This window comes from Streptomyces sp. SAS_272 (assembly GCF_052543235.1).
On sequence record NZ_JBMNDR010000150.1, the window covers coordinates 1 to 12,291 of the forward strand.

Consider the following 12,291-nt stretch of genomic DNA (forward strand, 5'->3'; position numbering starts at 1 on the left):
GTGGACGTCGTCGTGTGGGACAGCGACCCCACGGTCCCCGGCGCCCGCGGCGCCGATCCCGGCCGGGTCGGCCAGCACGGCCTGGAGATCGTCGAGGCAGTCAGCGAGGAACTGTTCATGGAGCAGGAACCGGTCGGCAAGCGCATCACGGCCCGTATCGCCCTGTCCGACACCGAGCCCGGCTCCCGCACGGCTCCCGGAGCCCGCAAGGCTGCTGAGCGCTCCCATGGGCGGCCCGACGGTTCACCCCGCAGGCCTCGTGGGCGATCAAGGATCCGGCGCGGGCCGCTGTGCGGGGCAGAATGCGAAGTGGCGGGCGCCCTCACAGCAGTGCCTGTTTCTGAACCTCGGCTGTGGTGAGCCAGAGAACCAGTAGCGACGCAGAGCGGGCCGGGAAGCGCTGTGGCTTCCCGGCCCGCTGATGGCTCGGTAGTGATGCTGGTGGTGAACGCATCACCTACCACTACACCCCGGCCGCTGCCCAGACCCTCGCCGCACTCAACCCTCACCTGACGTTCGTCTACCTCTCCGGCCTCGGCACCGACAGCACCGACAGCACCGACAGCACCGACAGCACCGACAGCACCGAACACGGCCACACCCGATGGGCCCGAGTCAAAGGCCGCACCGAGAACGCGATCAAACCGAGACTCGAAGTCCTACATTCAGCCCGTTCGCTCACCCCCCACCCAACACACCAACTACCCATTTGCGGATCGACAGTTGGCTTAGAGGTCGTTCTCTTTCCGAACCTCGTGTGCGGATTCTGCTGGTCAGGCATGGGGTGGCGGCCGTCACGGAAGCCTCGACTCGTTGCTGGACGAGTTGCCGTGGGGGTGTCGGATGCCGTCGATGCGGGCGGTTCTGGAAGCGCGGCGGAAGGCCGCGGCAGTGCGGGTGGAGGAGCTCGAGGCCGAGCTGGAGCGGGTGCGGGCGGACTTGGCGGACGCCGAAGAAGTCCTCAGGCGCCGGGTGATCGGTCTCGAGCAGTACTTGGAGGCGCTGGCCGAGGAGGAACAGCCCGTCGAGATGGCCGTCGATCCGTCGCGGAGGAAGCCGGTGGGTCCGCGCCGTGCGGTGCCGCATCGCCAGAACGCGGCCGGACTGGAAGATCTGTCGGTGGACTATCAGGCGGTGATGGCCGCTGCCGCGGAGGCCGGAGCCGACGGGTTGGGTGCCCGGCGGGCGGCAGTGGTGCTGGGCTGGGACAGTGCGTCTGCCTCCCGCGTCGAGGGCGCGAGAGCACGTCTGAAGCGGCTGGTGGAACGGGGCTGGCTGATCGAGGAGAAGCCGGGCAGGTTCACGCTGCCTGAGTGGGAACGGCCCGATGATGATGCCGGGCGGCCAGGCGGCGGTTCATGAGAGCGATCATGGACCAGCGGATGACGGCTTCGCTGGTGTCGGTGCGTCGTTCGTAGTCGCGGACCAGGCGCCGGCTGCGCAGGAGCCAGGCGAAGGACCGTTCCACGACCCAGCGCCGCGGCAGTGGCTGGAAGCCGCGGACGTCGTCCGGGCGGCGGACGATGTCGAGGACGATTCCCAGGTGCTGGGCGGTCCAGTCGGTGAGGTGTCCGGTGTAGCCGCCGTCGGCCCAGATGCGCGTCAGGTGCCGGAAGTTCCTCTTCGCCGCGGGCAGCAGGACCCGGGCGGCGTCCCGGTCGGTCACCGATGCCGGACTGACCTGCACGTCCAGGAGGAGTCCGAGGGTGTCGGTGAGCAGATGCCGCTTGCGCCCGTTGATCTTTTTGCCCGCGTCGAACCCGCGTGAGGCGTGGGCGACGGTGGCGTCCGCCTTCACCGACTGCGAGTCCACGACCGCGGCACCGGGTTCCGGGCCGCGGCCCTCACCGGTGCGGACCGCCTCGCGGAACCGTTCGTGCAGCTCGGTCACCAGGCCGGTGTCCCGCCAGCGGGCGAAGAAGGCATAGACGCGCGGCCAGGGCGGGAAGTCGGCGGGCATCGCCCGCCACTTGATGCCGTTGTCGACGAGGTAGCGCACCGCGTCGATCATCTGCCGGTGGCAGTAGCCCTCCGGCCGGCCGCCGCGGCCCGCCAGCCAGCCCGGAACCGGCAGTAGTTCTTTCAGCACAGTCCACTCGGCATCGCTCATGTCCGAGCCGTAACGGGGCCGGCGATCCGGCCGGTCGTAGGCGTTCCCGAACCTGTGGGCGAGGCAGTCACACCCACGGGTGGACGAACTGGACTCGGCGACCACGCCCACGCGACACTTCGACAACAGGGCCTCTTGATCCTCGCTGGACTCGACATCCGCGAGCTACCAAGAGGCCCTTCCTCCATGCACCCGCACCAGACAACTCACTCGAACCAGGCCCCTGTTCGAAGCCGTTCGACCGCGCGAGCGGATAGAGAACGACCTCTTAGACCGTGTCCTATGTGGTGAGGCGGACGGACGTTGACTCGGTATGGGGCGGGGAACGTGGAGCTGGATCGTGCCGGACGGACTGTGGGAGATCGCCAAGCCGCTGATCCCGCCCTCGAGAGTGCGGCCGCAGGGCGGCGGGACGCAGGACACCCCTGATGAGACGTCGTTCGCGGCGATCATCTACGTCCTGGTCAGCGGCTGCGCCTGGCGCCAGCCTGCCCGCCGCGCCATCGCCTTCCCGTACACGCACCCCAGCGTTGTCAACGTCACTGTCGGTATGCGCAACCCCGACCGACTGACACGGAACGTGGAACTGCACCGGAGAACCGTCCCCGAGGCCCTCTGGGACGATCTCCGCGCTCAGAGGCTGATCAGGCCGGACGTGCCGCGCAGCGCTCATCGAGCGGAATGCGACCGTCTGAAAGTCGTGCCGAAGCCACCGCACACCCCGTCGCCCCCGCCCACCTCGACCAGGTCGCTCGCGCCCTGGGCCGCCTGGTCACCGACAGGCGGGTCCGGGCAGTGACAGGCAGATGACAGTCGATCGGTAGGGGACCGACAGGCCAGATGCCTGGTGGCCTACAGCAACCGGTCCATATCGTCTTGTCGTGACCGTAAACCACGAGGAAGAAGTGCACGAGCACGACCGGGGCCTCTCCTACGACCTTCCCCTTCTCGCCCGTCGCCGGATGGTACGGCTGCTGGCGGGGGTGAGCCTGGTGCCGCTGGTGGGCTGCACTTCCGAGGAGGAGACCACGGCGTCCTCGTCCCCGTCGCTCTCCCCGTCGTCCGCGTCGTCGCCCGTTCAGTGCGAGACGATCCCCGAGGAGACCGAAGGCCCCTTCCCCGGCGACGGTTCCAACGGCGTCAACGTCCTGAGGGAGAGCGGTGTCGTCCGCAGCGACATCACGCAGAGCTTCGGCGACTCCGCAGGGGGTACCGCCGAGGGCGTGCCCCTGACGATCACGCTCACGGTGGTGGACGCGGCCTCCGGCTGCGGCACCCCCAAGAAGGGCGCCGCCGTCTACATCTGGCAATGCGACCAGGAGGGCAGGTACTCCCTGTACAACGACGGCGTGACGGACGAGAACTACCTGCGCGGCGTCCAGGAGGCGGACGGCAAGGGACAGGTCACGTTCAAGAGCATCTTCCCCGGCTGCTACCCGGGCCGCTGGCCGCACATCCACTTCGAGGTCTACGACAGCCTGGCCGACGCCACCGCGGCCAGGTCCATCACGAACATCTCGCAGCTCGCGCTGCCGAAGGACGTGAGCGACAGGGTGTACGCCACCGACGGCTACAGCGAGAGCGTGAGGAATCTCAGCAAGCTCTCCCTGGAGTCGGACATGGTCTTCAGCGACGGCTACAACCAGCAGCTCGCGAAAGTCACCGGCACCGTCGAGCAGGGGTACACCGCAACGCTGACGGTTCCGGTGTGACCCGTCACAGCTGAACGGCTCGGGGTTCATTCCGCGCGCTCTACATCCAGCCTCTCCGGCTCCCACCCCGTCCCACCGACAGGGGCACTGAGCTGCCACTCGGCTTGACTCTGTCTGGAATCCTGCCGTGGTCGAGGTCAGCTGCGGCGGCTCGCGAGTACGCAGCAGCCGCAGCCGGCCGCATGGGCGGCTCCGAGCGACCTCAAGCGCGCTGCCCATGGCCCTCCGATAGTTGTACGACCCGAAGCGGACCGAGCCCGGCGTCGTGACCGTCCGGGCGATGAACGCGGCGTCCTTCGCGAAGGTCGACGTACCGTCGTTGGCACCGAAGCGGGCTCGGTAGTCGTAGTGGCGAAGGTAGTTGCCGGAGCTGTCGCGGAACGAGTAGCCACCCGCGCTGGCCAGTCCGGCGACGGCCGTGAAGGTGGACGCCTGTTTGAGCGCGGTGGTGCTGGAAGTGCTTGCCACGGGGGGGTGATCAAGGGGCAAGGCCCACGTTCGGCGAGGCATCCAGTCCGATGCGGCCCCCTGCACCGACAACTTCCTCGTTCTGAACCGGTCTATCGCTGTGTCTGCCTGGTCCCCGCAGTGCACGGCGGCCTTCGCCTGTGTTCCAGGTCTGGAAACACATGGGACCGGTACGGGCCGCAAACGTGTGTGTGCCGGTGCTGCCGCTCAGCGGGACGGGTTCGCCTGAGCCCGCCCCTGCAGAACCGACGCTGCGCAGAGCAGCCGTCTTCTACCCCGCGAACGGTGGGCCCAGGAGCACCACCTCCAGCGCACTTCCCTCCTCCGGCCGGTCCGTGCGCGGCTCGTCCTGGTTATGGGGCAGGGATTCCCAGCGGAGATAGTAGGTGCCGGTGTCGTTCCGGCCGGCCAGGTCGGCCTGCAGTCGCACCGCCAGCCCAGGGTAAGTGCCGCGCATATCCGTGATCTCGTCGGACAGCTCCGGGGTCGAGGCCTCCGCCACGAGGTGCAGGCCACCGTCGATGACGATGCTCCGCGTTTCACCCGAGAAGTGAAGTCGACGCGGATGTTGCCGTCCTCCAGGCACTGTCACGTTGGCTGACCGGTGGGATGATCTTCTGGTTGATCAGCTGGGAAGGGCTGTCCGTGGGGAGCGCGTCGCTGTCGTACAAGGGGCACCGGTATCCGGTCGAGGTCATCTCCCACTGCGTGTGGCTGTATCACCGCTTCCCGTTGTCGTTCCGCGAGGTCGAGGAGCTGATGCTCGGGCGCGGCGCCCTTCTCCTATGAGTCGGTGCGGCGGTGGTGTGTGAAGTTCGGGCAGCGGTACGCGAGTGCGCTGCGCCGCCGGCAACCCTGGCCTGGGGACAAGTGGCACCTGGACGAGGTCTTTCATCAAGATCAATGGAGAACAGAAGTACCTATGGCGGGCCGTCGACCAGGACGACAACGTTCCGGACATCCTGGTGCAGAACCGCCGGGACGAGGCCGCGGCCAGGTGTTTCTTCCGCAGGCTGATGAAAAGACCGGTGCGGTGCCGCGGGTGGTCGTCACGGACAAGCTCCGCTCCTACGGCGCGGCCCACCGCGAGGTCATGCCCTCGGTGAACATCGCTCGCACAAGGGCCTGAACAACCGGGCGGAGAACAGCCACCAGCCCACCAGGCAGCGTGAACGGGCGAAGGGCTTCCGCTCCGTGGGTGGGGCCCAGCGGTTCCTGTCCGCGTTCAGCGGTATCTCGCCCCGCTTCCGGCCCCGCCGCCATCTGATGCCCGCTCACGACTACCGAGCCGAGATGACCGTCCGCTTCGCCGTCTGGGACCAGATCACCGAAGTCGCCGGCCTCGCCACCGAGGCCTGAACGCAGCCCGGAACCAGGCTCCACCACACCACACCACGACGCGCCGTCAGGCAGCCACTCAGCCAACAACGTGACAACGCCGCCGGTATGCCTTGGCCGTCATCGTCGGCAGCAGCTGCCCGCAGGCGCACGGATGACGGGCTGTTCCGTCCGGTGCCCCGTACGCGGAGAGAGGGCACCGAACGGAACTACGCCGTCCGGGAGGTGGGCACCGCTCAGGAGGTGAGCACCGCGAGGTCCACGGCGTTGGCGATGGCCTGCATGCCCGCGCTGTTGGGGTGCAGATGGTCGCCGCTGTCGTAGGCGGGGAGCAATCGCGCCGGGTTGGCCGGGTCCCGGAGCGCCGCGTCGAAGTCGATCACCGCGTCGAACGCGCCGCTGGTCCGGATCCAGTCGTTGACCTGGGCGCGGATGGCGGCCTTGGCGGTGGTCTGCGAGGAGTGCGGCAGGATCGTCCCGCCGATGATTCGGACACCGGCCGTGTGTGCTTGGTCGATCATGGTCTGGTAGCCGGCGATGATCTCGTCGGCGGTGGTGGGGAAGGCGGTGGAGTTGATGTCGTTGATGCCCTCCAGCACGATGGCGTTCTTCACGCCCGCCTGGGTCAGGACGTCGTGGGAGAACCGGGTCACGGCCGCGATGCCCTGCGGCACGGACGGGCTGTCGTGGACCACGCGGTTGCCGCCGATGCCCGCGTCGACCACGCCGAGGCGCTGGCCGCCGGACTGGGCCTGGAGCCGCCGGGCGAGGTAGTCGGGCCAGCGCTGGTTGGCGTTGTCGGTGGCGCTGGATCCGTCGGTGATGGAGTCACCGATGGCGACGACGGTTCCCCTGGCCGTGGGTGACACGACGTCGAGTCCGGCGACGTAGAACCAGCGGGCCGTGGTGGTGGTGAAGTTCGTCGCGGCCGCCTCGGCCGCGTGGTCGCCCGTGCCCGCAGCGGACAGGTACGAGGTCTGGTGGGCGTCGTAGTGGTAGGTCGAGGCACCGGTGGTGCCCGGGAGGTAGACGCTCACCAGCAGGTTCTGCTCCGCGACGACCGGCATCGGGATGACGTCGCTGGTCAGTTCCTGCCCGGCGGGGATGGTCGGCGTGGCCGAACGGCCGAAGGTGACGGTGTGTGTGGTGCCCGCGACCGCGGTGGCGCCGCTGGACTGGACCGCCACCGTGACGGCGCCTACCGAGAGGGCGGTCGTGCTGCGCAGGTTGGACAGTCGGATGCGCAGCCCCGCGCCGGAGGTGTTGTTGTGGACGACCATCCGGATGGTCTGCGAGGTGAAGGTCTGGCCGCCGCTGACCATGGCCGGGCCCCAGGTCGCCGAGCGAAGGCGCTCGGTCAGGCTCCACTGCTGGTTGGTGGTGTTCTTGCAGGTCCACTGGATGATCGCGTGGTCGTCCGCGGTGGAGTTGTCGGAGACGTCCAGGCACAGGCCGCTGCGGGCGGAGACGATCTCCGAACCGCTGAAGGTCCAGTTCTGGTTGCCGGCGCGGGTGCAGGGCCACTGAATGATCGCGGCCCCCGCGTTCGTGGAGCCGTTCTGGACGTCCATGCACTTGCCGCTGTTGATGTTGACCAGCGAGAAGGTGCCGTCGCCGTTGTCGACCGCCTCCCACAGCTGGCCGGGGCCGCCGGAGGCGGTCTTCTGCACGACTGCGGCGCCGTTGGCCAGGGAGTCCGACAGCACGGCGGCGTTCTTGCCGCTGTTGGTCGCTGTCAGCGTGTAGACGTGGCCGCCCTGCGGCGCGCCCGCGGCCGAGGCGTCTGCCGCCGGGACGAGGGCGAGTCCGACAGCGGCCAGACAGGTGGCGGATGCCGTGGCCGTGAGCCTGGCGGAGAGTCTTCGGGAGATGTGCATGTGCGGCCCTTCATTGCTGAGTGGGGACGTGCGGCTCTGCCACGTAGGGACGTGCGGGTCGGAGGTACTCCGGCTCACAGCGGCCACGCAGGAGGCGCGTCGTGGCGCTGTGGCCCGGGAAGAGGTACGGGCGACGCGGCCGTGACGGGTGGTCAGGAGGTGGGCTGGAACGTCCACAGCAGGTTGTTGTTGGTCACCCAGGTCCACTGCTTGGTCACGGACCCGGAGGGGACCTGTCCGCCGCCGTCGAGGACGAGTCCGGTGGTGCGGTTGGCGATCGAGTACTGGCCGTTGCCGCGGTCGGTTATCTTCCACTGCTGGTGGGGGCCGCCGTTCCAGGCCGCTTGCTGGGCTGGAGCGCCGTTGCCGGTCGAGCCCCAGCCGTCGGCGACCATGCCGTTGGCGCGGTTGACCAGCCTGTAGTAGCCGTCGCCGAGGTCGACGGCCTGCCACTGGAGGTTGGGGTTGTCGACCGGCGTCCACTGCTTGAGGTTCGAGCCGCTGGCGACGTTGCCGCCGCTGTCCAGGGCCAGACCGTCCGTGACGTTGATCAGACGGAAGTACGAGGCCGGATTGAAGGTGACCTTCAGCGAGACGATGGCGTCGTTGTTGCCGGTCACCCGCAGGTCGGGATTGTCCGCAGTGAACGTCCAAGCCGTGCCGGTGAAGTTGTCGCCGGAGTAGCCCGTCACCCGGTAGCCCTGGGGCACCCTGAGCGAGGAGATGGTCGCGGACCCCACCCCCGCGGCCGACAGCTGGGAGGAGGTGTAGCCGCCCAGCGTCAGGACGGCGCTCGCCGAGGAGTAACTCACGTCCTGGAACACGGTCACCCGGGCTCCGCCGGCGGCCGTGGGGACGCCGCTGACCTCGACGCAGACCACGGAGTCATTGGCGTCCGGGGCGGTAGCCGGGACGGTGACGCTGATCTGGCCGCCGTTGACGGCGTAGGTGAGCGAGGCCGAGGGGTTGTTCATCAGGTAGACGCGGCTGATCGTGTTGGTGATCGCCGGGATCTGCAGCACGCCGCCCGCGGGCCAGGTGAAGACGTGGGCGAACAGCTTGCCGTCCTTCTTGGTGGCCCTCCCCCAGGTGGGGTCGGTGGTGAAGGGGCTTGCCGTGGCTCCGTGCACGCTGTCGCCGTACGTCGCCATCCAGGAGGCCAGGCCGCGCAGGATGGTCACGGATCCGGCGGTGACCGAGCCGTCGCCCTTGGGGCCGATGTTCAGCAGGAAGTTGCCGTCCCGCGAGACGCAGGTGACGAGCTCCTGAACGAAATCTCTGACGGGGCGGTAGGAGTTCTCTCGGCCCGCCTGGTAACCCCAGGCACCGTTCATGGTGTCGCATCTCTCCCACTGGCGGTCCAGCGGCGCGTTGGGGACACCGAACTCCGCGACCGTGTAGTCGCCCAGACCGAGGTCCCGCTTGACCCGTTCGTTGACGACGAGTCCGGGCTTGCGGGAGATCAGCCAGTTGTAGAGGTCGACACCGTCCGACCGGAGCCACCAGTCCTCGAGGGTGGGGCTGGAGGGTTCGCCGAACCAGTCGCCGTCGAACCACAGGAGCGCCGGGTCGTAGCGGTCCAGCAGCTCCTGCAGCTGGGCTTTCATGTCCGCGATATAACCCGTGCGGGCAGCCTGCGAGGCCATGGTTGTGAGGCCCCCTCGGATGGTCTGGGAGGGGTGGTTCCAGTCCAGGATCGAGTAGTAGAGCCCGAACTTGACGCCTCGTGCCTCGCACTCGGTCTTCAGCGTCGCCAGCAGATCACCCTGGACACCCGCGTAGTCGTGCAGGTTGTACAGCTTCGTGCCGGTGGTGTCGGTGAAGCTGGGGACGTTGGAGTCCCACATGGCGAAGCCTTCATGGTGTTTGGCAGTGATGACCAGGTACTTCATGCCGGCGTCCGCCGCCAGTTGGGCGATGGTTGCCGCGTTGAACGCAGTGGGGTTGAAGTGCGCGGACACCTGGGTCTGGTAGTTGGCCTTGGACCAGCTCTCGGAGCTGAAGGCCCACTCGCCGTGGCCGAGGTAGGAGTAGGACCCGAAGTGGATGAACATCCCGAACCGGGCCTGGTACCACCAGTCCATCTTCGAGGAGACCGAGTACGCCTCGGCGGCGGTGGGCCACAGGGCCTGCGGCAGTCCGAAGGCCACGGTGCCGCCGGCGAGGGCGGCGGCCTTGATGAGGGAGCGCCTGCTGAGGGGAGCGGACGTCATTTGCGGCTCCAGAAGGCCAGAAGGGGTGAAGGAGACGGGGCGGGTCGACAGTCGTTCGTCCGCAGGCCACATCTCCTCGGACATCGGATGTATTAAGGGGCACGCCCTCGCATCCTGTCTAGAGCTAGGGACATAGATAAGAAATTTCCTCATCGCTGCCCCACGATCAGGTCAACACGCAAAAATAGATAGGATCTATCGCAGGTCGATGCGTGGACGATGAAGGGAACCGCAGCGTGGACGCGGCGCAGTTGCTGGCGCAGATGATGGTCCCGGCGCCGATGCGGCCCGGTTGGGCTGAGGCGCTGGCGATGGACCACTCAGTGATCCCGTACGAGCGGCTGCTGGGTGTGGATGCCCGGCTGGTGGGCGCCGCGGCGCGGCCGGTGATCATCTCGCAGACCATCGTGGTCGACCAGGGCAAGGTGTTCGTCTCGTCCTCGTTCGTCGCCGCGTGCGAGTCGGTGGGTGATTCCGTGCAGCCGGCGCCGCCGGGCAACGGGCCCGCCAAGGGGCATGTGAAGCGCGCTTTCTCCTCGATCAACACGCTGTTCGTCCAGCACGTGGCCGGCTACACGGGTTCCCACACCGACGAGCGCGGCCGGAACACGCAAGGCGAGGCGGTATCGACGCTCGCCCAGCTGGACGACCTGCTGCAGGAGTGGATCGTCTGCGGGTGGCAGGAACGCGAGCACGACGGGCTGCGGCACCCGATGATGCCCCGCCGCGCTCTGTCGCCGAACGAGATGCGGGCGGCGCTGGTCGCCGTGTGCGGGTATGTGCCGGTGCCGCTGGGGCGCGAGGACTACATCGAGCCTGATGCCCGTGAAGCGGCAGAAGATCAACGACTACGGCATCCGCATCGACTACCGCACCTACGACCACCAGGTCCTCAACCCCTACCGCGGCGGGCGCTCGCCGGCGGCGGACGGCCTGTGGGAGATCCACTACGACCCGCACGCCCCCGGCCAATTCTGGGTGCGCCTGCCGAAACCCGGCCGGCCGCGGGGTACGGGTGGGAGGCGGTGCCGTGGATCCACCGCACCCTGGCCACCGCCCCGTTCACCGACTTCGCCTGGCAGCACGTAAGGAACACCGTCGCCCAGCGCGGCAGCCGCGTGAACCACGAACACGACCTGGCCCTCGCCCTGCGCGAGCTGCTCGAACGCGTCGCCGCCGGACACGGGAGCCGCCGGGACAAGGTCGTCGCCGCCCGGGCCCGGGCCCACGGCGCCGCGAACGAGGGCGGTGCGGTGTGGGGGATCCTGTACGGCCAAGGGCTTGAGGCGGAAGACTGCTCGCCGAGGATGAGGGCGGGGAGGACGCCGTCGAAGACGAAGAGATGGCAGGCGCAACGGGCGGTGGATGCCAGCCCTTTGAGCCCGTCGACGCCACAGGCGTGGCAGCGGCCGGGACCGCAGACGGCCAGGCACCTCCGGTACGAGATTCCACGATCACGGTCTACGACCCCTTTGAGGAATCACTGCGATGGTGAACGCCGTCTCCAACGACGCCGCCGGGTTCGCTCCCCTGGCCGCTCCGACCCTCTGGCAGAGCTGGGACGCCTTCGTCCACCGGGCTCCGGCGCCCGCACGGCACGCCGCGGACCCTGCCTGGTCGCAGACGGACCGGGAGGACTATCCCTCCGAACTCGCCGTCATGCGCACCCCCGCCATGGACAGCGTCTTCACCGCCGTGCGACGGCTGCTGCTGGTCAACCGCCGCCAGCAGGCCGGCGCCCGGCGCGGCCTGATCATCTCCGGCCCGGCTACGACGGGTAAGACCACCACGATGATGTCGCTCGGGCGGTCCTTCCAACTGGCCGACGCCCGCCAGCACCCCGGCCAGGACGGCAGAAGACCAGTGCTGTTCATCAGCTTGCCGCCGGCCGCCACCCCGAAGATGCTCGTCAGCGAGTTCGCCCGGTTCCTCGGCATGCCCGTCACCGACCGCCTCAACCAGACCCAGATCACCGGCGCCGTGCGCAACCTGCTGTGCGAGCTGGGCACCCAGCTGGTCCTCGTCGACGACGTGCACCTCCTGGACACCCAGCGGCGCGCTAGCGCGGAAACCTCCGACCAGCTCAAGTACCTCGGCGACCGCATCCCGGCCACCTTCGTGTACTCCGCCATCGACATCGAGACTTCTTCCCTGCTCAGCGGGGTGCGCGGGGCGCAGATCGCCGGCCGCTTCAAGATCTTCCGCCACCGCCCGCCGGCCTACGCCACCGAGCAGGACCGGGGAGTGTGGAACGAACTCGTGCGGTCCATGGAAGACCTGCTGCGGCTGCGCGCGCACCGGACCGGAACCCTGGTCAAGCACGCCGCCTACCTCCACGCCCGCACCGGCGGGCGGATCGGCAGCCGCTCCCACCTCATCCGCGAAGCCGCTCTGGTCGCCATCACCGAAGGCGCCGAACGGATCACCAAGCAGCTGTTCGCGGAGGTCGAACTCGACGCAGCCGCCGAAATCCAGGCCCGGCCGGCCCTGCCCGCACGACAAAAGCGGTAGGGCATCCGCAATGGCGCACCGGTCCAGCACGCCCACACCCGTCCGCCTGCCCCAGGGCAGGC

The 12,291-nt window shown here is 68.5% G+C and carries 10 protein-coding genes and 3 pseudogenes; 7 read left to right on the forward strand and 6 right to left on the reverse strand.

The window, feature by feature from the left end:
- Window positions 1-360: ATP-binding protein (locus ACN6LD_RS40820; protein ID WP_458576037.1), on the forward strand; the 360-nt coding region annotated here is incomplete at its 5' end.
- 492 nt (window positions 361-852) lie between these two features.
- The gene (locus ACN6LD_RS40825) at window positions 853-1,362 is read left to right on the forward strand and encodes a hypothetical protein (protein ID WP_445045800.1); all 510 of its coding nucleotides are present in this window, start codon (window positions 853-855) and stop codon (window positions 1,360-1,362) included.
- On the opposite strand, the gene ACN6LD_RS40830 is transcribed toward ACN6LD_RS40825, so the two are convergent.
- On the reverse strand, window positions 1,301-2,110 hold the full coding sequence (locus ACN6LD_RS40830; protein WP_445045793.1) for an IS5 family transposase: 810 nt from the start codon (window positions 2,108-2,110) through the stop codon (window positions 1,301-1,303). The genes ACN6LD_RS40825 and ACN6LD_RS40830 overlap by 62 nt on opposite strands.
- Before the next feature lie 313 nt (window positions 2,111-2,423).
- On the opposite strand from ACN6LD_RS40830, the pseudogene ACN6LD_RS40835 reads away from it, so the two are divergent.
- Both ACN6LD_RS40835 and ACN6LD_RS40840 read left to right on the forward strand, forming a co-directional pair.
- Window positions 2,424-2,594: pseudogene (locus ACN6LD_RS40835) on the forward strand (transposase); the annotation flags it as partial.
- Window positions 2,595-3,015: 421 nt separating this feature from the next.
- Window positions 3,016-3,822, forward strand: a complete 807-nt coding sequence (locus ACN6LD_RS40840) for an intradiol ring-cleavage dioxygenase (protein ID WP_415924996.1) — start codon at window positions 3,016-3,018, stop codon at window positions 3,820-3,822.
- Window positions 3,823-4,050: 228 nt separating this feature from the next.
- Here ACN6LD_RS40840 and ACN6LD_RS40845 read toward each other — a convergent pair.
- Both ACN6LD_RS40845 and ACN6LD_RS40850 read right to left on the reverse strand, forming a co-directional pair.
- Window positions 4,051-4,293, reverse strand: a pseudogene (locus ACN6LD_RS40845) (AbfB domain-containing protein); the annotation flags it as partial.
- 268 nt (window positions 4,294-4,561) lie between these two features.
- Window positions 4,562-4,720 carry a hypothetical protein gene (locus ACN6LD_RS40850; protein ID WP_445045794.1) on the reverse strand — a complete coding sequence of 53 codons (159 nt, stop codon included), beginning with the start codon at window positions 4,718-4,720 and terminating at the stop codon, window positions 4,562-4,564.
- 179 nt (window positions 4,721-4,899) lie between these two features.
- Here ACN6LD_RS40850 and ACN6LD_RS40855 point away from each other — a divergent pair.
- Window positions 4,900-5,649, forward strand: a pseudogene (locus ACN6LD_RS40855) (IS6 family transposase).
- A 215-nt stretch (window positions 5,650-5,864) separates the two neighbouring features.
- Here ACN6LD_RS40855 and ACN6LD_RS40860 read toward each other — a convergent pair.
- From ACN6LD_RS40860 to ACN6LD_RS40870, 3 genes are all read right to left on the reverse strand, one after another.
- Window positions 5,865-7,505, reverse strand: a complete 1,641-nt coding sequence (locus ACN6LD_RS40860) for an RICIN domain-containing protein (RefSeq protein WP_445045795.1) — start codon at window positions 7,503-7,505, stop codon at window positions 5,865-5,867.
- Window positions 7,506-7,657: 152 nt separating this feature from the next.
- A complete protein-coding gene (locus ACN6LD_RS40865) occupies window positions 7,658-9,718 on the reverse strand; it encodes an alpha-L-fucosidase (protein WP_445045796.1) in 2,061 nt (686 codons plus the stop codon).
- Window positions 9,719-9,884: 166 nt separating this feature from the next.
- A complete protein-coding gene (locus ACN6LD_RS40870; protein ID WP_445045797.1) occupies window positions 9,885-10,265 on the reverse strand; it encodes a hypothetical protein in 381 nt (126 codons plus the stop codon).
- A 272-nt stretch (window positions 10,266-10,537) separates the two neighbouring features.
- Between ACN6LD_RS40870 and ACN6LD_RS40875 the strand changes: the two genes are divergently transcribed.
- Window positions 10,538-10,807 (forward strand): hypothetical protein, encoded by a 270-nt coding sequence (locus ACN6LD_RS40875; RefSeq protein ID WP_445045798.1) that lies wholly within the window; start codon window positions 10,538-10,540, stop codon window positions 10,805-10,807.
- A gap of 399 nt (window positions 10,808-11,206) precedes the next feature.
- Window positions 11,207-12,229, forward strand: a complete 1,023-nt coding sequence (locus tag ACN6LD_RS40880; protein ID WP_445045799.1) for a TniB family NTP-binding protein — start codon at window positions 11,207-11,209, stop codon at window positions 12,227-12,229.
- Window positions 12,230-12,291: the final 62 nt, after the last annotated feature.